This window comes from Alteromonas sp. ABV4_150 (assembly GCF_056311745.1).
This window is the reverse complement of record NZ_CM149971.1, coordinates 3,806,329-3,830,802: the sequence shown is the minus strand read 5'-3', so window position 1 is coordinate 3,830,802 and position 24,474 is coordinate 3,806,329. Positions and strand designations below refer to the sequence as shown.

Here is a 24,474-nt window from a genome sequence, read left to right as displayed (position 1 = left end):
GGATGCGCCTCCAAAAGCCGAATGTTGAATATTACAATTGATAACCAACCCTACAACTCCAAATTTTTATTACAAAGCGATTTACGAGCCACCTCCCCATTTTGTCAAAAGAAGTCGAATGATCGTCATGGGGGTAAGTAAATCCGGGGCATTGATTTATAAACCCAAATGCCCCAGTGCTGCTAATTCACCTTATAGTGAACGAGTCTATAGAGTACAGGTAGTACAACCAGAGTTAACAAGGTAGAGGATATGATCCCACCAATGACCACCGTTGCCAGAGGTCGCTGCACCTCTGCGCCAGTACCTACGTTAAGCGCCATGGGCACGAAACCAAGACTCGCCACTAACGCTGTCATCAGAACTGGCCGCAAGCGAGTCATTGCACCATCAATAATCGAGTTTACCAACTCGCCAGTCTCTTCCATCCTCTGCCTGATAAAAGACAGCATTACCAGACCATTCAATACAGCAATACCAGAGAGCGCGATAAAACCAATCCCTGCCGATATTGAAAGAGGCATATCTCTGATCCAAAGAGCAAAGATGCCGCCAGTTAATGCCAAAGGGACGCCTGTGAAAATTATCAAGGCGTCTTTGACTGAGCCAAATGCAATCACAAGTAATGCAAGGATCAGGAAAAGCGTTGCGGGCACAACCAAGCTCAGTCGTTGACTTGCACTTTCCAATTGCTCAAACGTTCCACCATAACTTATCCAATAACCACTCGGCAGTGCCACATTGGCTGCGATTTGCTCTTTAGCATCATTGACAAAAGAGCCTAAATCACGATCTCTCACATTTGCTGTGACGACGATACGGCGTTTTGCGTTTTCTCGACTTATTTGACTGGGTATATTGGTATATTCAAGCTCAGCCACCTCGGCGATTGGCACATACTCACCATCATTGGTCATGATGGGTATATTTCCCAGCGCTTCTAAATCATTGCGAATCTCTTCAGGATAACGAACAACAATCTCAAAGCGTCTGTCGCCTTCAAATACCAAACCAGCTTCTTTGCCGCCAACTGATGCACTTAACCACGTTTGCAAGTCAGTTACGTCTAAGTTGTAACGCGCCAGCGCATAAGGCTTCGGGTTCACCGTGAAGATGGGGATCTCATCTACTTGTTCTACTCGTGCATCAGCAGCGCCCGGAATATCTTGTAATACGGATAAAACATCACCAGCTGAATCCCGCAGCTTATCCAGATCATCACCATATATCTTGATCCCTAAATCTGCCCTAACGCCACTAATTAATTCGTTAAAGCGCATCTGTATAGGTTGCGTAAACTCATAGTTATTGCCGGGTACATTTTGAAGATCCCTCTCCAATTGCTCGACAAATTCCGTTTTCGATAATGCAGGGTTTGGCCATTCATCAATTGGTTTTAGCATTACAAAAGTGTCAGTGACGTTGGGTGGCATAGCATCAGTAGCCACCTCAGCAGTACCCGTTTTAGCAAATACGGTGTTTACCTGTGGGTATTGCATAATGACCTGTTCAAGCCGTTTTTGCATATCGACAGCTTGTTCAATTCCTGTGCCGGGCACTCTCATTGCATGAAGGGCTATGTCACCCTCATCTAGTTGCGGCACAAATTCAGAACCTAGGCGCATCCCAAACCGAACACTGATAACTACGAGTAATGTTGCTGCACCTACTACCAACCATCGTAATTTTAATGCCCACTCCAGTACAGGGCGGTAAACTGATTTAGCCCCAGTGATTATTGGACTCGCTTTTTCACTGACTTTGCCTGACATAAACATAGCAACAGCTGCGGGCACAATGGTGATTGAAAATACCATTGCCGCTAGCAATGCCAATATTACGGTAGCCGCCATTGGGTGAAACATCTTCCCTTCGACACCTGTTAAGCTAAAGATAGGAATGTACACAATCGTGATTATCATCACGCCAAATAGACTTGGGCGTATCACCTCATTCGTTGCCTCAAATACGACTTCCAGCCGTTCTTTAAGAGGCAGTATTGCACCCGTTCGCCGCTGCGATTCACTTAATCGCCTAATACAGTTCTCGACGATAATAACCGCTCCGTCAACAATCAGTCCAAAGTCTAACGCACCTAAGCTCATTAGGTTCGCGCTAACGCCCGTTTGTACCATGCCTATTATTGTGGCAAGCATGGCAAGTGGGATGACAGCGGCGGTGATAATTGCTGCCCGTATATTGCCCAGCAATAAAAATAAGACAACAATAACGAGTAGTGCGCCTTCAACAAGGTTTTTTTGTACTGTATTGATGGCTTTATCCACGAGCGTAGTGCGATCGTATACACTTTGGATAATTACGCCCTCTGGCAGGCTTGCTTGGATTTCATCCACTTTATCAGCCACGTCTAGCGCAACAGCTCGGCTATTTTCGCCTATTAGCATCATAGCTGTGCCCAACACCGTCTCTTGACCTTCTCGTGTTGCAGCGCCCGTTCTAAGCTCCTTACCGATGGCGACCTCTGCAATGTCACTTACCGTGACGGGAGATCGGTTTGTAAGCGTTACCACCACGTTACCGATGTCCTCAACGCTCGAAAGTCTCGCTTGTGAACGTACTAGTATTTGCTGGCCGTTGCGTTCAATGTACCCAGCGCCCTGATTAGCGTTATTTCGATTTAATGCCCGCAATAAATCGTCAGTACTAACGCCGTAATTAAGCATAAGTTGAGGATTAGGCTTCACATGATACTGTTTGGTAAACCCCCCAATAGCATTAACCTCTGTTACCCCTTTCACCAAGGCCAGTTGAGGTTTCACCACCCAATCGTGTAACTCTCGAAGCGCCATTGCATCAAATTTTCTGCCATCGACAGTTACTGTGCCGGGCTTCGCGCTAAGCGTGTACATGTAAATTTCACCCAAACCTGTGGCAATCGGCCCCATCTTAGGCTCAATACCATCGGGCAATTGGCTTTTGATAATGCCTAGCCGTTCGTTTATGAGGTTTCTGGCAAAATAGAGATCCGTGCCTTCTTCAAAAACGGCCGTCACTTGTGATAAGCCATAGCGCGATAGTGAACGTGTGTAGTCCAAGTTTGGTAATCCTGCCAAAGCGTTTTCTACCAAAAAGGTGATACGTTGTTCAGTTTCAAGCGGTGAATAACCTTCTGCTTGTGTGTTGATTTGTACCTGAACGTTGGTGATATCGGGTACGGCATCAATAGGCAGCTTTTGATAACTGAATAGGCCTAATCCAATCACCAAAAAGGAAAGCATCAGAAAAATACCGCGCTTTTCGATTGCGGTACGAATAATGGAAACTAGCATCTTAAACCTCCCTTAGAACTACACGCCATTTGACAGGGAAATATCAGTTGTAGTGAGGCATTAATGATCATGGCCTGCCTCCGATTTTTCCAAATCTGCTTTAATTATGTAGCTATTGGAAGCCACGACGCGTTCGCCTGCTTCAAGGCCACTGATAACCTCGATATAGTGACCATCTGAGACACCAAGCTCTACCGCTCTGGGCGCATACTCATCACCCTCAACCACAAAAACAACTTGTTTGGCTTCATACTCTTGCACAGAAGATAGAGGAACCGAATGACTTACTGACTTAGTTGACGTCGTAACTTGTGCTTTGACCAGCGTACCGAGTGGCCAATATCCAGTACTATTATCGACAGCTACATTGGCAAGAGAGTGTGGATTGCCATCAGCTGAAGGCGTAATATATGCAATCTTGGAGGTTTGGTTGAAACCTGCGTGGCTTAGTTCAACTGACTGTCCAACCTTGATGCTGCTAAGCATTTGTGAAAAAACGGTCAGCTGTGCCCATACGTTTTTATAGTTAGCTAACGAAAAAAGTACTTGCCCGTTTGATAACTCACCATTATTCGCATGTCGCGCAATCACATTGCCATCAAAAGGTGACGTGATGGAATAACTTTTTAAACTCTCATTGGACTCAACAACCGCTAAAATATCACCTTTCTTAACGGAATCGCCAATGTTGACTTTTACATCTTTAATAACACCGTCAAACCGTGCTCTTATATGACTTAATGAGGCGGGGTCTGCACTAATTCGCCCATAAAGCGTACTCGTTAACGCAATATCGCGTGCGAGCACGGGAGTTGCAGAAATACCATTCTGAATTGCTGTTTCATTGCTCATTCTTACGACTTCACCTGCGTGATTGTCTTGATCGCTGGAACTTACATCACTGTGTTTACCTCCTGCGATTGCGGTTAGGCTATAAAGGCTAAGGGTGAAGATAGAAATAAGTACTTTTTGTATTGTGAATTTATTCATAATCATGACTTCTTATCGAAATGTTAGATGACTGCTGCCAATTGCTTTTGTGACTTGGGTGAAATGAGTCATCATTGTGCTCATTCGTCAGCGCGAGACCTGTGAGTGTTTCAATTTCTGTTTTGCTTAAGTGAACTTGAGACGCTGCCTCTATTAATGTCAGCCGGGTTGTCAGAAATTCTTGTCGAGTAGTTACCCATTCCAAGTAGCTGAAACGGCCCTCCAAATAGGCGTTCTCGACTAAATCTAACGCGCCCTTTAACGGAGGAATCACCTTGCGCTGAAGTGTGTCAATCTCTAGCAATGCTCGTGTATGTTCGCCTAACGCTTGATTAACTGAATGTAATAGGCTTCGAACGTTGCTTTGTCTTTGCTGCTCTATTGCGTCAAGACGTGCCCTGTTTGCTTCATATTCACCAAGGTTTCGTTCTTTTTGAAACAATGGAACGCTTACTCCGGCAACCAGTGCTGTTTCATCAATACCTTGCATTCTGCGAAGCCCCGCTGACCACTCAATATCAGCGCGGTTATTCGCTTGCACTAAACGAAGCTGCGCCGCTTGCACACGGCTTTGTTTAGCGTATAGGTCAATGTGAGGGCTATTTTGGATTGCGACTGCCAGCGCATCAAACGACTCAATCTTATTAAAAGCAAAAAGATCGCCTTCCACACGCTTAAAGCTCGGTACCTGCTCCCCCCACATGATGGATAAACTGCGCAAGGCAAACGTTAGGTCCTGTTGAGCTAGATTAACATCGAGCTTTGCTTGGGCCAGCGCAGCTTGGGCACGTTTTTGTTCTAACAAGGGGGACGCGCCTGCTTCAACGCGTTTCGTCACGGCATTCAATGTATAAAGTGCAAGTGCCTCTGCATCTTTTATGACGTCTAAGTTCGCCTGCAATACGAGTACTTTGATGTAACGACGATTAAGCTCACCGAGGATATCTAAGGTGAGTATTCGCTTTTCAACATCTTGCTGTATTCTTCGTTCAGAGAGTACATTCAACCTTGCTGCTGGCTTATCATTGAGCTGTAACACTGATGATAATGTCAAGGTAACTTCAAGCTCTTTGAGACCTGATACCTCGCCAGTTCCCAAAAAGTTCTCTAATTCAACCCCTGCATTCAATGCGGGTTTAAGCGCCGCCGTTTTTGACTCTCCGTCTATAACACGTTGTTTAAATTTAAACTCATACAGACTTGGATTATTGGCAAGTGTTAGTCTAATAGCGTCCTCAAGAGTCAGCGTTTCTCGTATGGGCGCTTGGACACTTTTGTCTACAAATCTGTTGGTTTTCGCCGCATGAGCGGTCGGTGGACTGAGTAATAAGCCCAGTATGCAACTGCACACAATGGCAGATGCATGCCCGAAAATAGGAAACATTTTCATTGGAATATCCTAATAATTTATCAATATTTAGCATCGCGAGTGTTATCAGCGCGGTGCTATCGAAAAAACGTACTAGGAAGTAATTTTGGGGGGGCGAAGTAAGCGGTTAATAGGTGCGTCAATTACCGCATCTAAATAGTTGAAATTGTGGACTGAAACCACTGTTTTCAGACTGTTGATATGACTCTGACTGACCCATTGTGCATGTGTGCCATGGCAGTGGCCGCAATGGTGACAATCAGCAGGATTGTGGTGCTCTGTACTTACTTTATCACTGGTTTCATTGGCAGACAGCTCAGACTGCACTTGCTCGTGCTCAGAATGCTTATGCTCGTGTTGCAAGTGCTGAATGTCTATTGCATGAAAATCTAACGAATTCGCCACAGCAGAAAACGACTGAAAGAGTATCAGCGAGATCACGATGTAACTTATGCGTTTTAGATTTTTCATGTATGAAAGGTTACCAAGCCTAATTCACTTCGTCACGACATTGTTCATTAGCAAACTCCAGCTCAACTGTCGTATGTTCAAATTTATACTTTTCTAACGAACTGTGTATGTTTTCTTTGAGTGATTGGAGGTGCTCGAGACTGACATCTTCATCAAGAACAAGATGGACCGTCATTACGTTACGCTCACCGTCTAGAGACCAAATATGAAAATGATGAAGATCACTTACCTTATCGTTTGCCAGTAAATCGCTTCGAATCTTTGAAAGCTGTTCTTCATCGGGCGTTGCTTGCAAAAACAGCATTAGGGTTTCTTTGAGATTGCGGAACACATTGAAAAGGATGAACAAAGTAAAGCCAATGGATAAGATTGGATCTAAAATAGGCCAAGGCTTAAACATTAAGACGATGGACACGATAAATACTGCTACCCAACCAAGCACATCTTCCAGCAAATGCCAGTTGAGGACTCGCTCATTTAATGAGTCTCCCTCACTCAGTTTATAAGCCGCAAAGCCGTTTACTGCCATCCCAAAGATAGACAATAAAACCATCCCTTCAACTTGGGGCATTTCAGGCTCAGCCAAACGAGGTATCGCTTCAAGCAATATCCAAATGGAGCCTACCGTCAGCACAATACCGTTAATCAATGCACCGAGTAAGGAAAATCTTTTGTAGCCGTATGAGAATGTTTGATTAGAATCTTTATCGCTAAGCTTGTTTAATCCCCACGCTGTACCAATGGAAAGACTATCACCCAAATCGTGCACTGCGTCAGCCATAATAGCGGTGCTGTTGGTAAGCCATCCACCAATGAATTCAATAACAGTGAACACCACATTTAAGAAAAACGCCCATCCAATACGTTTAGACGCGTCGGTTGAATTCTCTTGCGAGTGTGAATGGTTATGACTGTGCATTTCTAATTTTTTCCAATATGGCTTTGTTTTCGGGTGAAATAGACATTGACTTGAATGGACTCACGTTTGCCCCACCAGTATTGCCCTCAGGCAATAAGCCAATTGGAGTTTTAGTCAGCGCACCTAGCATTCTAAAAATTTGTCCAAATATCTCTTTAAGGTCGCGGCGTTCTATTCCAAATTTAAGCATTTCATAATGCACTCGTGTGTGGTGGTATGTTGAGTGCTGACCGATGACATGAGCATCCTCTAAGGCCTTAAATCCTGCTTTATTGTCATTGTTCGAAAGGGATTGATGCGCGGCGCTCAGTTTTTGAAGTATGTAAGGTTTTGCTGCTTGAGTGAAATTCATACGATCTCTCCATTCGTCGAGCTGTTTTCACGGAATTCCTGTCTGGCGTCTTTTAGAATTAAGACTGCGCCTCGTAACACAACGATAGACACAATAAAACCTATGACCAAATCAGGCCAACGAGTATCGAATAGATAAACCATCACACCCGCCAATATCACTCCTATGTTTGCAATGACGTCGTTTGCCGAGAATATCCAACTTGCTCGCATATGCACCTCGCCATTTTTTTGTTTTCTGATTATCGCCAAACATATAACGTTAGCGATAAGTGCAACACCGCCCATGCCCATCATAAGCATAGATTCAGGCCCACTTCCAAAGGTTGCGCGACGAGCTATGTCAAACAAAATTAATAGGCCTAATGCCAATTGAAAATATCCACTTACCTTTGCAGCATTGGCTTTGTGAACAATTGTTTTCCCTACTGCATATATACCAACACCGTAAACGACTGCGTCAGCCAACATATCAAGGGAGTCTGCAATAAGTGCTGTTGAGTCAGCGAGTAACCCTACACTCATTTCAATGATAAACATCACAGCATTGATGCCCAATAGCCAGTAGAGAACTGCCTTTTGTTCTTGGTCTTTTATCTCAATTTCGCACCCACAACCACTCATAAAAACACTCGCTTTACTCACCTATAACGCGAGTGTAAACTCTATACTTGGTATAGAGTCAAGCTTTAGGCAAGTTAAAATGAAAATTGGGCTTCTGGCAGCTAAGACAGGGTTAAGTATTCAGACAATTCGTTTTTATGAGCGTAAATCACTATTGGCTGCACCTGAGCGAACGGCATCGAATTATCGAAGCTACTCTGAAGATGCACTGAAGCAGTTATTGTTTATAAAGCAATGTCGCGCATTAGATATGACAATCGAGGAAATTAAATTAGTACTGGAAACCCGAGCAAACCCAGAGAATAGCTGCGAAAACGTTAATACTACAATAGATAAGCATGTTGACGATATCGAACATCGGATAGCTGAATTAAAAGTACTACAAGAAACACTGATTTCAATTCGTTCTGCTTGCGATCATGATAAGAAGGTTAAAGAGTGCGGGGTATTGCATCAATTAGATAGCATTGCAGAAGTGTGTTCTTCTAGTACGGAGAATTAGTCTCGAATTATCAGTTTTATGTTGGAGCTTTGTCATAGGTATTCGGCTAAAGCAGCCATTCAATTTTTATTAGTAGCATGACCGTTGATTACCTCATTCGTGTCATTAAAATCTTAATGAGCCAAGGTCTGCTTCACGCTCAAAGCAGCCGTCCAACAATATACTCGTAAACCTAAATTTACCAACTTTTGCGCGCGCAAAACTCTGGCATAAAAAAACGGGTGCTTTTCAAAGCACCCGTTTTAACGATTTCTGTTTGCGTAGCTATAAGCTTTTCAGACACACTCAATAGAGCATACACAAAACCTAGCGATGGTATGGTTTACTAAGTAAAACTTAGTACTCCCACCATCCTTCTTGCCACCACTCCAAAAACTCTTCGAAGTCGATGTAACCATCGTCGTTACTATCGATAAGCTTAAAGCCTTCTTGTACGTGGCTAGCTTTAGTCTTTGGTGAGATTACGGTTAGAAGCTCGATGAACTCAGGTAAATCGATTTGGCCATTGCCATCACGATCAAAAAAGCTGAAGTCCTTTCTAATTTCTTCAATTTTAGATTCTGAAAGTTGAGTGCTCACTCGCATTCCTTATTTCAACTGCAATAACCACGAGTGTAACGCCCTTCTTTCTGACTGTCTACGCCTGATTTTCTTTTGCTTTAAGTGCGCGTAAACGTTGAGCTTCTGCTTTTTCCTGACGCTTTTGTTCCATTGTCAAACGCGCTTCGGTGCCAACGTGTTCTTGCTGACGCTCTTTCGCTAGTTGTACCTGCTTTTCACGTTCTCTAAAGCGAGCAATTTGATCGTCCGTGTGAGTACCGAAGCAGTGTGGACAGCTTACACCTGGCTCATACTTATCGCTTTGCTTGTCTTCTTCGGTAATAGGAAGTCGACACGCGTAGCACTGCTCATAGTGACTCTTCTCAAGATCGTGGTTTACCGCAACGCGATTATCGAATACAAAGCAGTCGCCTTCCCACATAGACTCTTCTTTCGGCACATCTTCAAGATACTGTAATATACCGCCTTCTAAGTGGTAAACCTCTTCAAACCCCTGCTCTTTCAAATACGCTGTCGACTTTTCACAGCGAATACCGCCGGTACAGAACATGGCCACTTTTTTATTTTTTGACGGGTCGAGTTCTTTCTCTACGTATTCTGGAAATTCGCGGAACGTATCGGTTTTAGGGTCAATGGCGTTCTTGAAAGTGCCAATTTCTATTTCATAACCGTTTCGGGTGTCAATTACGGTTACATCAGGATCGCTTATAAGCGCATTCCAATCTTTAGGCTTGACGTAAGTGCCTACGGTTTGGCGAGGGTCGATACCTTCAACGCCCATAGTCACGATTTCTTTTTTAAGTTTCACCTTTGTGCGATAGAACGGCTGTTCGTCGTGAAGTGATTCTTTGTAAGAGATTGGATTGATACGTTCATCACTGTTCAGATAAGCAAGCAATGCGTCAATACCTTCACGGGTACCAGAAACTGTACCGTTAATGCCTTCGTGGGCAAGAAGAAGCGTACCTTTGATACCATTTGCTTCCATAGTTTCTAGAAGCGGCTGGCGGATTTCTTTAAAGTTTTCAAGCGCAACAAATTTATACATTGCGCATACAATATATTTAGACATATTTTAACCTTTGCTGATTGGAGCGTAAGACCAGTGCAAAAATGCGGCGCGCAATATAACAAAACTGAGCGTTAAAAACTAGGGTAGCTCCCGTTATCACGCTCGCCTTGCGAAGATATAACATCGTAAAGTAACGTATTATCTTCTTTTATGGCGTTGTCATATTGCCTTTTTAATCGTTTCTGCGTCGCTAGACTGCAGTTATCTACAACGTCATCCGGGATGCGTTTTGCGTCATCGGTTTGAGCTAACGGCTCGGGTTTCATACTAAGATGCAGGCGTGCGCCTTCGTAGTCTGTTGCAACCAAATTTGAATGCACACGCATATCTACCCACTCGCTTTCACTGGCAGATAATGAAGGGCGTCTGTAGTGATTTAATGCCGCGAGTTGTGCCTCTATACTATTTCGGGCGTCAGCGTCTGGCGTTGCAGCTTCAATTTCAAAGGGTTCAGCTACGCTATGTTGCTGCATTGCAAGGTATAGCGAGAACAATGCTCCCTGCGATGAAGCACGAGCAAGTACACCACTTCGCTCCCAGTAAATACTGGGGTCTAGTTTTGTCTGTTCACTTGCTGAGGCTAAATCTGATGACATTCGTACACAGTGCTGTTTAAGTATACGTATGTTGTCGGCAAGATAATGTTTTTCTTAAGCTTATTTTCTAAAGTTAGATATACTTTCAAATTATGATAGGGCGTTTATTCACGGATTCGAAATGCAATTTAGCAACAAACAAGTATTGATTGTTGAGGACCAGCGTCCTTTCCTTCTGCTTTTGAAAGGACTAATGCACTCAATGGGCGCGTCTGATGTCGTGACTAAGTCTTCTGCTGAACAAGCGGTATCGCTGTGTAAAAAGCACAAATTTGATATTGTAATTTGCGACTTACATTTGGGTGCTGAAACCAAAAATGGCTATGAACTGATAGAAGAGTTGCGCACGCGCAGGCTAATAAACCCCACTTCAGTGTTTGTTCTTATCAGTGCTGATAGCGCCCGCCCTGTAGTGCTTGGCAGTATTGAGCGTCGTCCCGATGACTTTCTTATAAAACCTTTTTCACAAGTGCAGTTAAAATCTCGAATTGTTCGTGCGTGGCAAAAAAGACAATTTCTTCATCAAGCGTTCAGCTTGATAGATCAAGGTGAATACAACAGCGCCATAGATCATATTGAAGCGCTTTTAGAAGCCCCTCGTCATTACAAAGGTCATTGTGAGCAATTGCTAGTGGAGCTCTATTGGCGCATAGCTCAACCTAGAAAGGCGCTGGACGTATTAAGAAATTACATCGACGGAAAGCCAGTGCTATGGGCACAGATAGCTATTGGAAGAACCTATCTACTGTTGAACGAACATGAAAAAGCGATATCCATTGCCAAGAAAACGTTAAAACGGAACAGATTCAATGCTGATGCTCATGATATTCTTGCGCAAGCGCATCATGCCTTGGAAGCTGGTGAAAAGGCCCTAGATTCAATTAAAGAGGCTATTAAACTATCGCCGTTCTCTTTACCTCGCCACTTTCAGGCTTGTGAAATTGGCCGGGAAAATGACGATTTAGTGCTAGCAGCCAACTCTAGCCAAGCAATTTGGGATCTATCAAAACGCACTGTACATAAGAAAAGTTTACATTGGTGCGGCATGATACGCAGTTTGCTTGATGTTGCTGAGTCAGCGGACGATAAAAAGCAGCGTAATAAGTATCAACAAGAAGCGTTACTCACGTTACAACGGGGTAAATTCGATGAGTACCTGTACAAAATGGATAGGGATTTCGACGTAGATATTTTTGGCAATATTATAAATGCAAGAATAAGTGCGATTGACGGAAAGCTTATCGATGCAAAGCGTCATCTTAACAAGTCGCAAACGCAACTCGATGATAAATACTCAGAGGTACCCACTGCATTTATTCCAGATAGCATTAACGTTATGTACAAACTCGGAGAATTTGACGACGCGTTAGCGCTAAACGCCATTCTTAGCGCTAGAGATGAGGTACTCGACCAAAACAGTTCAAAGATGCTGGAGACCCAAGCACAAAGCGCACAAAAAAGCCTAGCTAGCTACCAGCAGTTTAATCGTGAGGGTATTCAACACTATCAGCAGCAAGACTATGAGCGCGCCAAAGCTTCATTTGCTCTCGCTCAAGGTTTTGCCCCGGTGAATACAGGCGTAGCGCTAAACTTGCTTCAATGTCTTCTTCAGATAGCCATACAAGAAGATAAGGCCGATGTGAAGTTAGTAAACGAGTGTAAACGACTGTTTAAGCTTATCGATGATATGCCTCTAAAAGCAGCCTATAAAGAAAAATACGACAACATTAGAGATGAACTATCTAAATTTATAGGATTTTAGCTTTAGCTTTAGCTTATTTTAATCGGTTAACAGCGAGATAGTCTTCGCCGTCACTCACCGGCGTCAATCCTGAATCGGGACAATCCCGCCAACATTAAATCTTCACCTTCATTTACCACACGCAATTGTACTGTATATATATACATGCTATAACATTTTAACTCTCAGCCTAGATGACAAAACACGTTTAGTCGTGTTTCTAAAAGAATTACTAGGCTGTTTGACTGTAATTACTTATAGGAAAGTTAAATCTGCGATGCACGACAGACTGATCCAAAAACTAGAAATTCTCTCCGATGCGGCTAAGTACGACGCATCTTGCGCGAGTGGTTCGGCAGGTAAACGACAAGCAGGGAAATCCGATAAGACTGGTATAGGTTCACTAACCGGCGGTTCGGGTATATGCCATAGTTTTACACCCGATGGAAGGTGTGTTTCGCTGCTTAAGATCCTTATGACAAACTACTGTATCTATGATTGTCATTATTGCATTAATAGGATTTCAAGCAATGTTCAGCGGGCGCGCTTTACAGTTAAAGAAACGGTAGATTTAACCCTAAATTTCTATAAGCGCAATTACATTGAGGGATTGTTTTTAAGCTCGGGGATTGTGGGTTCACCCGATATCACCATGGAAAGCATGGTTCGTATTGCGAAATCATTACGTCTTGACCATGGGTTTAAGGGATATATTCACCTTAAAACTATCCCGAATGCGTCGCCAGAATTACAAGCTGAAGCAGGTCTTTATGCAGACAGGCTTAGTATTAATGTGGAAATGCCTACACAATCATCGCTAAACAAGTACGCACCAGAAAAAGATCTCGGTGATATTCACGGTTCGATGAATACGCTGAAAGAAAAAATTGCAGAACATAAAGTAGACAAGACATTCTCAGGCAAGCGCCCTCCCCGTTTTGCACCTGGGGGGCAGTCTACGCAAATGATTATAGGTGCTGACGGGTCAAATGATAAAACCATTTTAGGAACAAGCGTTAAGCTTTATAGCGATCAAAAACTTCGTCGTGTTTATTACTCGGCATTTTCCCCTATTCCTGATGCGTCGGAAGTTCTACCGCTGAAACCTGCACCATTAATACGAGAGCACCGACTGTATCAGGCAGACTGGCTCTTACGCTTTTATGGTTTCGGCTTAGATGAAATTTTGCAAGATGACATGTTAGATATGGACTACGATCCCAAACTTGCATGGGCATTACGTAACCGTCATCTATTTCCTATTGATTTAAACAAAGCTGACAAACAGATGCTGCTACGCGTTCCTGGTCTTGGCGCCCGAACGGTACAGAAGATTTTGTCTATAAGGCGTAATACCAAGCTTAACTGGGTCGACCTTACTAAAATGCGTCTTCCCATTAAAAAGTTAAAGCCTTTTATTAGCGTGGGGGATTACTTTCCTGATATCCATTTACTCGACAGTACTAATTTCGAGCTTCAGTTTAAACAGCCTAAGCAGTTTGAGTTGTTTAGTGCTTGATTGTGCAGTTAACGCAGTTGAGTTTAGCCGTAGTCTAAGAGGTAGTTTTATATGAAGACCATTACCATTACTTCAATACCTGGCTTTGATGAATGGCGGGAAGCCTCACGAGAGTGCATTGCCAAGCGTATTCCCCCTGAACATATTATTTGGCAGAACGCTCATTCTGTACAAAACGATCTCTTCGGCAGTGACGACGATCAATGCAAAAACAAGAGGCCGCAAAGTAACCTTAATATTCCTAAATCTACACTGATACTTTTAAAGTACGCCCTGTGCCATAACGATCATAATCGATTTGCGCTATGTTACCGGGTGTTGTGGCGTGTCGTTTATGAAAATAAGCAACTTATTCAAATAAAAACTGACGACGATGTTATGCAGCTTTTCGCTATGGCGAAAGCGGTAAAACGTGATGCTTACAAAATGAGTGCCTTTTTGAGGTTCAGAGAAATAAAGGTAGAGGGTCACGAGCATTTTGTCGCTTGGTATGAACCTGAGCATTTCAGTCTAGAGATAAAACTTAACTTCTTCCAAACCCGTTTTAAGAATATGCGGTGGTCTATCTTAACCCCCTACCGCGCAGCTCATTGGGATACCGAAACACTAGTTTTAGAAGATAATCCCGATTCAAGCGTAGTGCCTGACGATGACCGCATTGAAAAATATTGGCTGACCTATTACGCCAACATATTTAATCCTGCGCGTATCAAGACAAATGCGATGTTAAATCAAATGCCGAAGAAGTACTGGAAAAATATGCCAGAGACATCGCTGATAGGCGATATGATAAAACATTCGGACGCCCGTGCTAGAAAGATGATCAGCGATGGCAATAAGCAATGAGCTAATCCAAATGAGTTAATATAACCTGGCCTAGCCCTTTATCTTTGGGCCAAGCTTAGGTCTAACCTTAATTTAGCTTTGCTCTAGCACTGGACTGACTTTGAGAAAGTAAATTTAGTTTCTAAAGTTCTCTACGGTATCAATCAGGTCGTCTATATTTTCGACAAGGGTCTCTCGCTGCTCGTCTGTTAGCGTGGTAAAAAGTTCGGATATTAACGTAGCGCTAACGGTCATGTTATGGGCGCTACTTTGCTTGTAAATATCACTTTTATAGCTATCTGGGTTTTGCATCAAGTCAACGAGTTCTGCTTCGAAGTTGTCGTTAAATTTACGGGTTACAAATAGCTTTCGTGCCGCGTTTTGAATATTCCTGCGATAGGTTAGCCATTCCCCCCCCGTGGAAATAAACTGGGTCGCGTACGTGGACACTAACTGCTTTTGCTCGCTAGTTAGCTTGCCTATGCGTTCACTTACAGTCTCCTCTATGCGCTCAATACGATCTTCTAACCGCTCTTCTTCAGACTTTTCTAGCGCCTCTTTTCGCTCCTCTTCTTCCTCTTTATTATCTTTCTCAAGCGCGGCAAAAAGCGTAACGACTTGCTCGTCATCGAGCGTTTTTGCTATTTCAGCTAATTCAGGGCTAACTTCATCACGCACTCTTTCCCAATGCGTTCTTGCGTTTGCGAGATGCTCAAGGACAGTATTTGAATCTAAGTGCCCTTCTTTGATTTGACGTTTAATATCGGTGAGTTGAGCTTGGTAACGTTTAAGCTCTGAGGTTTTGTGCCAACGTAGCCAGTTTTGAAGATAGTCATCAAATTTTTCTTCTTGTGCATCTTTAAGCTCGATATAGTCGTCCATGTACCAGTAAACCCACCAATCCAAGTTGTTGTAGGCCAGTTTGGAACTGCATGAAGCAAGAAAGATCACAGAAATAAATACTACCAGTACACGCATAACTAATCCTTTTTTTGTTAACTACGTTATTTGCTGCAAATTCGCTTATTTATAACTTCAATTAAATAGCAGACGTAAATAGTGAAGCGCTTGTGACATTGTGCTGCTTTATTCTTTTCAGTTACTTAAGTTCTTTACAACACACATGCGCACTTTACGTATTGACACCTTAACGTTACCTTAACTGTAGTGCAGGTAAAGAGAAGGATTTTAATGTGTCAAAACGTGTCGCAATTTTAACCTCTGGTGGCGACGCACCGGGTATGAATGCTTGTATACGAGCTGCGATTATTGCGTGCCAGAAAGCTAACTATACGCTTCTTGGCTATAAGCATGGTTACAATGGGTTATTACAACAAGAGTATATTCCCCTTTCACTCGACTCTACTCACAACTTGATTCAACAAGGCGGTACCATTTTGCACAGCGCAAGGTGCAAAGAGCTTAAAAGCCAAGAAGGAATTAAAAAAGCTGCAAACAATTTGATGAAGGCAGACATTGATACGCTTATTGTGATTGGCGGTGATGGCTCGTTTCGTGGTGCCGCTGAACTAGGGAAAGAATGGGACGGCCAAATTTTGGGTATACCCGGTACGATAGATAACGACATTAGCGGCACAGACGCAACCATCGGCTATTTTACTGCTATTGATACGGCCATGAGTTCTATCGACAAAGTTCGCGACACTGCTGATGCATTCGAACGTATTTTTCTTATAGAAGTCATGGGCAGAAACGCAGGCTTTTTAGCATTGAATGCTGCTCTCTCATCTGCAGCTGACTACGTGGTTGTACCGGAATTTTTCGAATCTGCTGACAAAGAGATAGAGAAGCTTGTGGCACAAATAAAAGCCCAGCGCGCGTTAAAAGGGCCAGTTAGTTTCATCGTCGTCGTTGCTGAAAACGTATGGCCAAATGGCTTAGCTGGCCTTACTGATGCATTACAGAATCATGATATTAGCGACGTCAGGCCGGTAACCTTAGGTCATGTTCAACGTGGCGGCTCGCCTGTTGCTCAGGACAGGTTACTCGCAACGACACTTGGAGAATTTGCGATAAGTTTGGTAGGTAGCAACATTACCAATATTATGGTGGGTGAAGTAAATCAACGCCCTGTCACTGTCCCCCTTTATAAAACGTGGGAAAACACCAAACCCCTGGACGAGGCGCGTGTTGATGCTATGCGTACGCTTATGAATGAGCGATACATTGTTAACTGTATTGACGGTTAGAAGCAGTAATAAGAAAGCAAGAAGTTTATCCCAATGCGCATAGTTAGTTACTCAAAGTCACAAACAAAGGCGTTGTCTATTTCTAAACAACGTCTTGGATATTTTACTACTTAAGCTTAGTCACATTTTCATAGCCGCTTTGACTTTATCGCGATGACTGCGACTCACCTTAAGTTCTGTATCGTTTTGGAGTATTAAGTGGTACTCGCCACTAATATGACTGACTAGCTTTTTAACAAAACGAATATTCGCTATAGCTGAGCGGTGTACCCGTACGAAAAATTGCGGGTTTAGTTCTTGCTCAAGCTCTTTCATCGTTTTACGCATTATATGCATGCCATCAAGGGCGTGCACGCACATATAATCGCCTGCCGCATCAATCCACTGAATGTCTTGTACGTTTACACGGGTTACTTCTGAACCATCTTTAATTGCTAAAACATCAGGGTAAGGGTTAGTCTCAACTGGCTCTCCGCTCGCGAGTTTACGTAAAATTTCTTCGCAATCATCACCCGTGAGTTCAGCCACAAGGCTCACCAACTTTTGAGACTGTTCGTCTTGATGCTGGGTTGAGAAGTATTCACGCATCTTGTCTAACGCCGCGCCAAGACGCTCATCGTCCGCCGGCTTTAGAAGATAATCAAGCGCGTGTATATCAAAGGCTTTGATAGCATAGTTGTCGTAGGCCGTCACAAAAACAATCATTGGTATAGGCTGCTTAAGTTCACGAAGCTTGTGAATAACTTGAAAGCCATTTAAACCCGGCATTTGAATGTCTAAAAATACTAAGTCTGGACGGTGTTGAGAGATACTGCTCACCGCTTCAAGACCATTTTGACATTCTGCAAGAACCTGTACATCATCATGACGCTCCAACCTAGCGCGAAGGCCTCGACGTGCTAAAGGTTCGTCGTCTACTACAATGGTTTTAATCACTTGCTTTGTCATGTTATGCGTCCTTAACTTCATAGGGTATGCGAATTCTAACCCGCACACCAGAAGGCTGATTGTGTTCTATAGAGAATGCAAAATTACGGTGATAAAGGGATTGCAAACGCTCTTTTATATTGGCCAAGCCCACGCCATTTTCACGGCTAAGGTTGCCATCTTTAATATCTGCACCCGGGCCATTATCAGCGACGTCCATCAATAAATCATTACCAAATGTACGTGCCGTTATTGAGATACGACCGCCATCTTCCATTTTAGATATGGCGTGCTTTATTGAATTTTCAATAATTGGCTGCAGGATCATACTAGGTACAAGTGCACTTTCGCAGCCTTCATCAATATCCCACTGCACATCTAACCTGTCATCAAAACGCACTTTTTCTATTTCAAGATAAAGCCTTAGCGCCTTAATCTCTTGACCTAGCGGAACACGTTTTATGGGGTCGTTATCTAAAGAGTATCGTAAGAAATCACTTAAGCGCGAGACCATAGCCTCCGCCGTATCATTTTCTTTCAAAAGGATAAGAGTAGAAATAGCGTTCAGCGTATTAAAAAGAAAATGCGGATTAAGCTGGTAGCGAAGCATTTTGATATGCGCCTGGTGGGCCATGGTGCTGGCTTTTAGCGCATTTTGCTTTTCTTTTTGCAGCATCTGAAAGTTTTTAATGCCGAAGTAAACACCACTCCAGCAGCCGACCATTATCAATGAGTTAATGGTATTGGTGAAATACATGTACCATTCGTCTGGGCGATATCCGTGTTTGTATATTTCCCAGTAGTTAATGTTTTTCACTACTGCCCACAATAACGCTATTAGATAACACGACACTATCACTATTACGATCATGTTTAGCGGAGATTGTTTCCTTGCCCAACGATAAACGTATCGCAGTGGAATGGTTAACAACCACCCTGCATAAGCGTTTAGCATGATTATAAAAACCCAAATGGGCCTTACGTCGTGAAGGAACGAACCAATGTAATAAATTATCGCAAACCCTGCCCAGCCCGCGCTGTGCAACGTCCAAAATAAACGTTCATTACTTTCTATTACACGCTGAAAGCGACTCACAATATTACCAATTTAAAAACTTGTACCAAGATTATACGTTAGCACTGCTGTTACCCAAGCGGCTTGGTCGTGCTCCTTATGCCTCTGGTCGCAGGGCAAATTTTAGAAATTATACATTTTTGAAGAGAGCGTTAGCTAAGTTAATAGCTTATGTTCATTCTCTTAAGCCAGTGAACCCACCACCAAGCGGGACCTACTAAAAGAAAGCGTAGATCCTCAAAGAATGATGGCTTTTTGCCTTCTATATGATGCCCAATAAATTGCAACACCCACATGACAACAAACAAAGTTAAGGAGAATAACCACACTGAGATATTAAAGTACGCTAACGTATTCACAGCACCAAAGCATAGTATGGTGAGCAGTGTCATTGCTGCACCTATTGGCCCTGACAACATAAAATAGTAATAGAGTACAGGTACTGCGATAATGTGAGCCCAAGTTATGTCAAACCGGGAAATAAAATCAGGTACCGGCAAGCTCCAAAGTAAACCAATTGAAACGAAATAAATACTCGGCACGGCAATAGCGTGAATGATAATGTTCGTTTTGTTTTGATGGCTTTCGCCATACTGCATTAAAAGTCGCTCAATGCTTCTCATACCTGACCCCTTTTACCTGTTTTTAACAGTTGTCTAAAGCGTCCCCGAAAACATGTTTACCAAACTACTAGTTCAACAATGTGTGTCGAGACAACAGTGTTTTTATCAATTTTTCATCGCAGGTAAAGGCGAGCCCGTAGTAAACCATATCACTTTCGAGTTTATGGTTTTTAACCCTTGCTGTAAGCGCTACTTCTTTACCGTCTAACGAATAGTTTAGCCGAACCTCAGCTTCATCAAGCATTACAGGCCAATTTGGCTTCACCTGAAGTGCTACTTTGCATCCTTTTTCACTTAAATCAATGATTATACCTGTCACATTTTCATCATCTGGAAACACCTCCGACTCCAATGTTACAGATACGCCCAATTGTGCGCGCTTGACCGCACGTAGGCCAATACTTTCAATGCGTTTAGGAAACGTTGTGATAAGTAAGCCGGAAGGCTTAGCGAGTAACTTTAAAACTTTTACTTTAAAAGCAATCACTTGGCCAGTATCGCCTTCAAGTATAGAACGAACGACAACCTCGTTACCTACAGTGAGCGCATCGCGAACGGTTATCCACTTGGCCGATGTGGGGATATGAAAAAGCAGGCAGTCATCTGTAAGCATGCCTACGTAGTCTGTTTTTACACGCTTCGGCGCAGCAGGCATCGTAATTTGTAAGTCGACGATATCACCAGGTACTAGCGTTCGCAACGATTCCAAATTATCTTCGCTCAGTAAGTCGCTTTGTATTTTGTCAGCCATTTGTATTTGTTATTGCTGGATTTAATGTAATTTCATCCAATTTACGCATCAAATCAAAACTTATCAACACTATGATGGCAAACCGACTTTTATCTACACAAAAATCATCGGGTGGTTGCCAATCTATTGGGATTAACCTAATAGGTTGATATAGTTAAAGTATAGTTTTTTACCCTATTGGACGTTTATGCCTTCTGCTCTTCACTACACGTTAACTATTTCAAATTGGCGTGCACACCAATTCACTGTTGCGCTACACATTCCTGAACATGACGATTCATCGCTAACGGTTACTCTTCCAAGCTGGATCCCAGGAAGCTACATGGTGCGAGACTTTGCGAAAAGCATCATTTCGTTAAGTGCTACGTTATGTTCTACGTCAAGTACTAGCCGCGCAGAGAATGCTAGCGACGAAAACTCCGTAAGTGCCCCGGTAACTAAGCTTGATAAACAAACGTGGCGTGTTGATACCGACGGAAAACCTTGTACCGTTAACTACACCGTTTATGCGAATGATTTGTCAATTCGCTCTGCCTTTATAAATGACCAGTACGCATTTATAAACGGTACCAGTGCGTTTTTACGCGTCTTGGGCTTTGAGCAAGCAGCCTGTGAACTAGACATTGAACTCGATGATAGTGACCCATCTACCGCAAATTGGAAAGCTTACACCTCTATGCCAATTCGCAGCGAAAGTACGAGTTCGAAGCGCTGGCATTTTGCCGAAAAAAATTACGATGAGCTCATCGATCACCCTATTTACGTTGGTATTGCTGACACCCACAGCTTCGATGTAGACGGGATAACTTTTACATTGCTTTTCTCTGGCAACAACAATATCGACTATCCGCGCATCGCTAGCGATCTCATACCTATTTGTAAGCATCACTTAGATTTGTTTGGTACTCCACAACCAATAAATAATTATCTGTTTATGACTCTGCTTGCCGATAACGGCTTTGGTGGTTTAGAGCATAAGCACTCAACCGCCCTTCTTTATCCGCGTTTTGATTTGCCACAGATAGGTGAAAGTGAAGACAAAACTGACAGCTACATAACGTTTTTAAGTTTGTGTAGTCATGAATTTTTTCATACATGGCTTGTGAAGCGCATCAAACCTAAGGTGATGGTAAAACCTGACTTATCTCAGGAAACCTACACCAACCAGCTTTGGATTTATGAAGGTTTTACCAGTTTTTATGATGACGTAACCCTAGCAAGAGCGGGCGTTATTGAGCCTCAAAAATACCTCGATATTGTGGCGCAAAATGTCAGTCGACTGTTACAAAACGCTGGGCGCTTCAAACAAAGTGCAGCTGAAAGTAGCTTTGACGCTTGGACAAAGTTTTACAAGCAGGATGCGAGCGCTACCAACAACATCGTCAGTTATTACACTAAGGGCGGCATTATTGCCCTTGGTCTAGATTTGCTGCTTCGCGAAAGATCAAACAACCAAGTAAGCTTAGACAATGTAATGCAACTGCTGTGGAAGCACTATGGTATTGACGAGTGTGGCACGCCTGATAGCGTGATTCAGTCGTTGTGCGATACCCATTTTGGCATTGATGTCTCCGAGTATTTAGACCGTGTTGTTTATGGCACAGACGATGTCGAATTGGCTTCACTGGTTTCTGACATGGGCGTTAGTTACAAAACCCGTACACGTGTGTCAACTGAAGATAAAGGCGGTTTTTCGCAGCAGCCTTCAATCAAAAACCAGCTTGGCGCCACGTTGAAAGCCGCATCGTTTGGCCTAACAGTAGTTCAGGTATTTGAAGGCCTAGCTGCGATGAAGGCAGGTATTCTTCTCAACGATGTGATAATTGCTCTAGACGGACATATTGTTAATGCTCAAAAGCTACAACGCTTATTGGATAACGCTCAGACAGCGACGGTGGACATAACGCTTATCCGAGATGGGCGACTTCTAACGCTTCCTCTTGAAGTCACTCCGGCTAGACAAGAAATGGCATGCTTTGAAATTACTGATGAAAAGAAACTTAATCAGTGGTTAGGTAAATCCGATAAGTGATTAGGTAAATAAAGCAACGCATAATTACTTAAAAGATCGCTAAAAAGAATACTAAAAAGGCGCCTTCGGATTCTACCTGAAAGCGCCTTTTCTATATTGCTTTGACGACTCAAATCAATAGGCTTTTACTATTCGGGAGAACCAGAGATTATAGTCTGCGGATCTAATCGAGTTTTCCCTAAGTTAATACGCCAGTCCAAGTGCGGACCGGTGGAGCGGCCAGTAGAGCCTATCGTACCGATTTGTTGACCTTGCTTAACGGTATCGCCTACCTCAACTGTAAAACTATCCATGTGGAGAAACGTTGAAAAAACACGCATGCCGTGGTCTAAAATCAAGGTGTTGCCTGAATAATAAAGATCATCTGCCATGGTAACCACCCCATCCACAGGCGCATATACTGGAGTGCCTGTTTTGTTAGCGATATCTACGCCGTAATGCGGCCATTTGGGCACACCATTTAATATACGTTGGCTGCCGTACACGCCCGATATTCTGCCTTTAGCTGGCCATTCAAACCGAGTGAATAAAGCGTCTAAATCCGTGTTTGCGCTACGCGCATTGGCAACGTTGACGTTATCGCGCTTTATCCGTGCAGTTACCTCTGCAGGCGGCGTAACCATTTTTTGCTCTAAACCATCAATACGCTGAATATTGTACTCGCGCTTTTCAAGGGTAATGTCGCGCTTCCACGTTTTACCATTTTCTAGCGTTACCACTAAACGTTGCTGAAGGGGGGCCTCTCTTTCAAAGCCCACAACAAACTTACCGTCCTTGTTTGTCTGGACAGACTCACCATTAAGAGTGACCGTAGCGCCTACTGGTGCCTGACCACGTAACAAGGCGCCTTGGGTAAATTTACCATTGAGCGAAACCTCAATCGGGTTTTGGTCTTGGGCTGGGTCAGACGATATTTCAGTGCCTTCATTTGTTGCAACTGCCGCAGTTGCAGCAGGGATTGCGGTAAACACACCCATAGCAAAAATACACGCTAGTGCGCTTGATACCCTATTACCCAACGATTTTTTAATTACGCTGATTATCGGGTTACTCGCCGCGTCTTTAATATCTGTGGAAGCCATATTATGCCCTATCCTTTGTTGCTTAATACTAACGCTAACCTTTAACCGTAGCGCCTTTACCCACACCTTCATAGGCAATCACTTGGCAAACTCCATCAGGCGTGCGCTTCTTTTGCTCCTCAAGAAGATACTGAGCTAAACACTCAACCGTCGAGTCGGTTTCGATGACTTCACAATCTGATTTAGGAATAAGTAGTTCAAAATAACCCTGTGACGACTCGTAAGCGAAACAGTAGTAGTCTTCAGCATTCGCCACTTCACCTTTAAGCTTTCTGTCGCTGTAGGCAATTTCATCTTCACCAGTTGCAATATAAATGTCTGCCCAACGGTCAGCCCAATATTGCTGACTTTCCGTGCTCACTTTGCCGTCAAGGATAATATCAATGCGAGAACGGTGTCCGTGAGCTATGCGCTGACAGTTACCGTCGTGCTTCTTAAGTCCATGAGTGTAGTGATAGAAAGGTGAGTTGATAACTTCTTCACGCAAATGTAGCGTTAAGTTTTCAACGTTTTCAGGAAGGTGCGTTGCTAACACTTCTTTTAAGTAAACGCCGACAGACTCCATGTTTATTTCATCTGAATAGACGAATGCATAGGCTTCCGCTGGGCAATGAAGCATAATGCTGCGCCCATCAGTACAGGTAAAACGGGTCTCTACCTGTTCACTATCGTCATCGTGAATAACTTCAGAACCGCTGTATTCAGCAGGTACTAAAAGCTTATGATCGACATATTCGTCAATAAGTCGCTTAAGGTTCTTTTTCACGTGACCGAAGTCTTGAACCATGCTCTCTTCATTAAGCTCACCGTCCAAAATCACATCGACAATCCAGCTTTCCCCCACCATGCCGCGCTTTGGGCAAAGGTAAGAGAAGTCCATCACTGTCAAATCATTTACAAATAATTGCATAACACCCTTGAATCGAGTTGATATTCTATTAACT

The 24,474-nt window shown here is 43.3% G+C and carries 23 protein-coding genes; 6 read left to right on the top strand and 17 right to left on the bottom strand.

Annotated elements, in window-relative coordinates:
* Positions 1 to 182: 182 nt before the first annotated feature.
* The 7 genes from ACYX4M_RS16590 to ACYX4M_RS16560 all read right to left on the bottom strand — a co-directional run bounded on the left by ACYX4M_RS16590 (position 183) and on the right by ACYX4M_RS16560 (position 8,014).
* Positions 183 to 3,290: an efflux RND transporter permease subunit gene (locus ACYX4M_RS16590; RefSeq protein ID WP_476080943.1), complete on the bottom strand. Its 3,108-nt coding sequence runs from the start codon at positions 3,288 to 3,290 to the stop codon at positions 183 to 185.
* A 60-nt stretch (positions 3,291 to 3,350) separates the two neighbouring features.
* The gene (locus ACYX4M_RS16585; RefSeq protein WP_014951216.1) at positions 3,351 to 4,280 is read right to left on the bottom strand and encodes an efflux RND transporter periplasmic adaptor subunit; all 930 of its coding nucleotides are present in this window, start codon (positions 4,278 to 4,280) and stop codon (positions 3,351 to 3,353) included.
* Positions 4,273 to 5,670 (bottom strand): TolC family protein, encoded by a 1,398-nt coding sequence (locus ACYX4M_RS16580; RefSeq protein WP_014951215.1) that lies wholly within the window; start codon positions 5,668 to 5,670, stop codon positions 4,273 to 4,275. The genes ACYX4M_RS16585 and ACYX4M_RS16580 overlap by 8 nt, the downstream gene beginning before the upstream one ends.
* A gap of 72 nt (positions 5,671 to 5,742) precedes the next feature.
* On the bottom strand, positions 5,743 to 6,120 hold the full coding sequence (locus tag ACYX4M_RS16575; RefSeq protein ID WP_014951214.1) for a hypothetical protein: 378 nt from the start codon (positions 6,118 to 6,120) through the stop codon (positions 5,743 to 5,745).
* Positions 6,121 to 6,139: 19 nt separating this feature from the next.
* Positions 6,140 to 7,039 (bottom strand): cation diffusion facilitator family transporter, encoded by a 900-nt coding sequence (locus tag ACYX4M_RS16570; protein WP_014951213.1) that lies wholly within the window; start codon positions 7,037 to 7,039, stop codon positions 6,140 to 6,142.
* Positions 7,026 to 7,391: a DUF3703 domain-containing protein gene (locus tag ACYX4M_RS16565; protein ID WP_014951212.1), complete on the bottom strand. Its 366-nt coding sequence runs from the start codon at positions 7,389 to 7,391 to the stop codon at positions 7,026 to 7,028. The genes ACYX4M_RS16570 and ACYX4M_RS16565 overlap by 14 nt, the downstream gene beginning before the upstream one ends.
* Positions 7,388 to 8,014 carry a cation efflux transmembrane domain-containing protein gene (locus ACYX4M_RS16560; protein ID WP_014951211.1) on the bottom strand — a complete coding sequence of 209 codons (627 nt, stop codon included), beginning with the start codon at positions 8,012 to 8,014 and terminating at the stop codon, positions 7,388 to 7,390. Before ACYX4M_RS16560 ends, ACYX4M_RS16565 begins: the two co-directional genes overlap by 4 nt.
* Positions 8,015 to 8,093: 79 nt before the next feature.
* Between ACYX4M_RS16560 and cadR the strand changes: the two genes are divergently transcribed.
* Entirely contained in the window at positions 8,094 to 8,516 is a 423-nt protein-coding gene (gene cadR / locus ACYX4M_RS16555) for a Cd(II)/Pb(II)-responsive transcriptional regulator (protein WP_014951210.1), read from the top strand.
* Between the two features lie 336 nt (positions 8,517 to 8,852).
* Here cadR and ACYX4M_RS16550 read toward each other — a convergent pair whose 3' ends face one another.
* The 3 genes from ACYX4M_RS16550 to ACYX4M_RS16540 all read right to left on the bottom strand — a co-directional run bounded on the left by ACYX4M_RS16550 (position 8,853) and on the right by ACYX4M_RS16540 (position 10,745).
* Positions 8,853 to 9,101, bottom strand: coding sequence for an EF-hand domain-containing protein (locus tag ACYX4M_RS16550; protein ID WP_039220280.1), 249 nt, complete (start codon positions 9,099 to 9,101; stop codon positions 8,853 to 8,855).
* A 52-nt stretch (positions 9,102 to 9,153) separates the two neighbouring features.
* A complete protein-coding gene (gene trhO / locus ACYX4M_RS16545; RefSeq protein ID WP_334060119.1) occupies positions 9,154 to 10,149 on the bottom strand; it encodes an oxygen-dependent tRNA uridine(34) hydroxylase TrhO in 996 nt (331 codons plus the stop codon).
* Positions 10,150 to 10,220: 71 nt separating this feature from the next.
* A complete protein-coding gene (locus ACYX4M_RS16540) occupies positions 10,221 to 10,745 on the bottom strand; it encodes a VC2046/SO_2500 family protein (RefSeq protein WP_476080942.1) in 525 nt (174 codons plus the stop codon).
* A gap of 121 nt (positions 10,746 to 10,866) precedes the next feature.
* Here ACYX4M_RS16540 and ACYX4M_RS16535 point away from each other — a divergent pair, with 121 nt between their 5' ends.
* From ACYX4M_RS16535 to ACYX4M_RS16525, 3 genes are all read left to right on the top strand, one after another.
* A complete protein-coding gene (locus tag ACYX4M_RS16535; RefSeq protein ID WP_476080941.1) occupies positions 10,867 to 12,507 on the top strand; it encodes a response regulator in 1,641 nt (546 codons plus the stop codon).
* A gap of 256 nt (positions 12,508 to 12,763) precedes the next feature.
* Complete coding sequence (locus ACYX4M_RS16530; protein ID WP_476080940.1) at positions 12,764 to 14,005, top strand: putative DNA modification/repair radical SAM protein; 1,242 nt, start codon at positions 12,764 to 12,766, stop codon at positions 14,003 to 14,005.
* Positions 14,006 to 14,056: 51 nt separating this feature from the next.
* Positions 14,057 to 14,851, top strand: coding sequence for a TIGR03915 family putative DNA repair protein (locus ACYX4M_RS16525; protein ID WP_476080939.1), 795 nt, complete (start codon positions 14,057 to 14,059; stop codon positions 14,849 to 14,851).
* A gap of 114 nt (positions 14,852 to 14,965) precedes the next feature.
* On the opposite strand, the gene ACYX4M_RS16520 is transcribed toward ACYX4M_RS16525, so the two are convergent.
* Complete coding sequence (locus ACYX4M_RS16520) at positions 14,966 to 15,808, bottom strand: DUF6279 family lipoprotein (RefSeq protein WP_476080938.1); 843 nt, start codon at positions 15,806 to 15,808, stop codon at positions 14,966 to 14,968.
* 215 nt (positions 15,809 to 16,023) lie between these two features.
* On the opposite strand from ACYX4M_RS16520, the gene ACYX4M_RS16515 reads away from it, so the two are divergent.
* Positions 16,024 to 17,040 carry an ATP-dependent 6-phosphofructokinase gene (locus tag ACYX4M_RS16515; protein WP_476080937.1) on the top strand — a complete coding sequence of 339 codons (1,017 nt, stop codon included), beginning with the start codon at positions 16,024 to 16,026 and terminating at the stop codon, positions 17,038 to 17,040.
* A gap of 120 nt (positions 17,041 to 17,160) precedes the next feature.
* Here the strand turns inward: ACYX4M_RS16515 and ACYX4M_RS16510 are convergent, their stop codons facing one another.
* The 4 genes from ACYX4M_RS16510 to ACYX4M_RS16495 all read right to left on the bottom strand — a co-directional run bounded on the left by ACYX4M_RS16510 (position 17,161) and on the right by ACYX4M_RS16495 (position 20,416).
* Positions 17,161 to 17,988 (bottom strand): LytR/AlgR family response regulator transcription factor, encoded by an 828-nt coding sequence (locus ACYX4M_RS16510; RefSeq protein WP_476080936.1) that lies wholly within the window; start codon positions 17,986 to 17,988, stop codon positions 17,161 to 17,163.
* Between the two features lies 1 nt (position 17,989).
* Positions 17,990 to 19,063, bottom strand: coding sequence for a sensor histidine kinase (locus tag ACYX4M_RS16505; protein WP_334060111.1), 1,074 nt, complete (start codon positions 19,061 to 19,063; stop codon positions 17,990 to 17,992).
* Between the two features lie 140 nt (positions 19,064 to 19,203).
* Positions 19,204 to 19,665, bottom strand: a complete 462-nt coding sequence (locus ACYX4M_RS16500; protein WP_476080935.1) for an Mpo1 family 2-hydroxy fatty acid dioxygenase — start codon at positions 19,663 to 19,665, stop codon at positions 19,204 to 19,206.
* A gap of 67 nt (positions 19,666 to 19,732) precedes the next feature.
* Positions 19,733 to 20,416 (bottom strand): PilZ domain-containing protein, encoded by a 684-nt coding sequence (locus tag ACYX4M_RS16495; RefSeq protein ID WP_476080934.1) that lies wholly within the window; start codon positions 20,414 to 20,416, stop codon positions 19,733 to 19,735.
* Between the two features lie 187 nt (positions 20,417 to 20,603).
* Here ACYX4M_RS16495 and ACYX4M_RS16490 point away from each other — a divergent pair, with 187 nt between their 5' ends.
* On the top strand, positions 20,604 to 22,448 hold the full coding sequence (locus tag ACYX4M_RS16490) for a M61 family metallopeptidase (RefSeq protein WP_476080933.1): 1,845 nt from the start codon (positions 20,604 to 20,606) through the stop codon (positions 22,446 to 22,448).
* A 128-nt stretch (positions 22,449 to 22,576) separates the two neighbouring features.
* Here ACYX4M_RS16490 and ACYX4M_RS16485 read toward each other — a convergent pair whose 3' ends face one another.
* Both ACYX4M_RS16485 and ACYX4M_RS16480 read right to left on the bottom strand, forming a co-directional pair.
* Positions 22,577 to 23,425 (bottom strand): M23 family metallopeptidase, encoded by an 849-nt coding sequence (locus tag ACYX4M_RS16485; protein ID WP_476082899.1) that lies wholly within the window; start codon positions 23,423 to 23,425, stop codon positions 22,577 to 22,579.
* A 139-nt stretch (positions 23,426 to 23,564) separates the two neighbouring features.
* Positions 23,565 to 24,440, bottom strand: a complete 876-nt coding sequence (locus ACYX4M_RS16480; RefSeq protein WP_476080932.1) for a 6-carboxytetrahydropterin synthase — start codon at positions 24,438 to 24,440, stop codon at positions 23,565 to 23,567.
* Between the last annotated feature and the right edge of the window lie 34 nt (positions 24,441 to 24,474).

Coding starts and splice junctions, on each gene's coding strand:
- ACYX4M_RS16590 (WP_476080943.1), bottom strand. CDS start 3,290: ATGCTAGTTTCCATTATTCGTACCGCAATCGAAAAGCGCGGTATTTTT.
- ACYX4M_RS16585 (WP_014951216.1), bottom strand. CDS start 4,280: ATGAATAAATTCACAATACAAAAAGTACTTATTTCTATCTTCACCCTT.
- ACYX4M_RS16580 (WP_014951215.1), bottom strand. CDS start 5,670: ATGAAAATGTTTCCTATTTTCGGGCATGCATCTGCCATTGTGTGCAGT.
- ACYX4M_RS16575 (WP_014951214.1), bottom strand. CDS start 6,120: ATGAAAAATCTAAAACGCATAAGTTACATCGTGATCTCGCTGATACTC.
- ACYX4M_RS16570 (WP_014951213.1), bottom strand. CDS start 7,039: ATGCACAGTCATAACCATTCACACTCGCAAGAGAATTCAACCGACGCG.
- ACYX4M_RS16565 (WP_014951212.1), bottom strand. CDS start 7,391: ATGAATTTCACTCAAGCAGCAAAACCTTACATACTTCAAAAACTGAGC.
- ACYX4M_RS16560 (WP_014951211.1), bottom strand. CDS start 8,014: ATGAGTGGTTGTGGGTGCGAAATTGAGATAAAAGACCAAGAACAAAAG.
- cadR (WP_014951210.1), top strand. CDS start 8,094: ATGAAAATTGGGCTTCTGGCAGCTAAGACAGGGTTAAGTATTCAGACA.
- ACYX4M_RS16550 (WP_039220280.1), bottom strand. CDS start 9,101: ATGCGAGTGAGCACTCAACTTTCAGAATCTAAAATTGAAGAAATTAGA.
- trhO (WP_334060119.1), bottom strand. CDS start 10,149: ATGTCTAAATATATTGTATGCGCAATGTATAAATTTGTTGCGCTTGAA.
- ACYX4M_RS16540 (WP_476080942.1), bottom strand. CDS start 10,745: ATGTCATCAGATTTAGCCTCAGCAAGTGAACAGACAAAACTAGACCCC.
- ACYX4M_RS16535 (WP_476080941.1), top strand. CDS start 10,867: ATGCAATTTAGCAACAAACAAGTATTGATTGTTGAGGACCAGCGTCCT.
- ACYX4M_RS16530 (WP_476080940.1), top strand. CDS start 12,764: ATGCACGACAGACTGATCCAAAAACTAGAAATTCTCTCCGATGCGGCT.
- ACYX4M_RS16525 (WP_476080939.1), top strand. CDS start 14,057: ATGAAGACCATTACCATTACTTCAATACCTGGCTTTGATGAATGGCGG.
- ACYX4M_RS16520 (WP_476080938.1), bottom strand. CDS start 15,808: ATGCGTGTACTGGTAGTATTTATTTCTGTGATCTTTCTTGCTTCATGC.
- ACYX4M_RS16510 (WP_476080936.1), bottom strand. CDS start 17,988: ATGACAAAGCAAGTGATTAAAACCATTGTAGTAGACGACGAACCTTTA.
- ACYX4M_RS16500 (WP_476080935.1), bottom strand. CDS start 19,665: ATGAGAAGCATTGAGCGACTTTTAATGCAGTATGGCGAAAGCCATCAA.
- ACYX4M_RS16495 (WP_476080934.1), bottom strand. CDS start 20,416: ATGGCTGACAAAATACAAAGCGACTTACTGAGCGAAGATAATTTGGAA.
- ACYX4M_RS16490 (WP_476080933.1), top strand. CDS start 20,604: ATGCCTTCTGCTCTTCACTACACGTTAACTATTTCAAATTGGCGTGCA.
- ACYX4M_RS16485 (WP_476082899.1), bottom strand. CDS start 23,425: ATGGGTGTGTTTACCGCAATCCCTGCTGCAACTGCGGCAGTTGCAACA.
- ACYX4M_RS16480 (WP_476080932.1), bottom strand. CDS start 24,440: ATGCAATTATTTGTAAATGATTTGACAGTGATGGACTTCTCTTACCTT.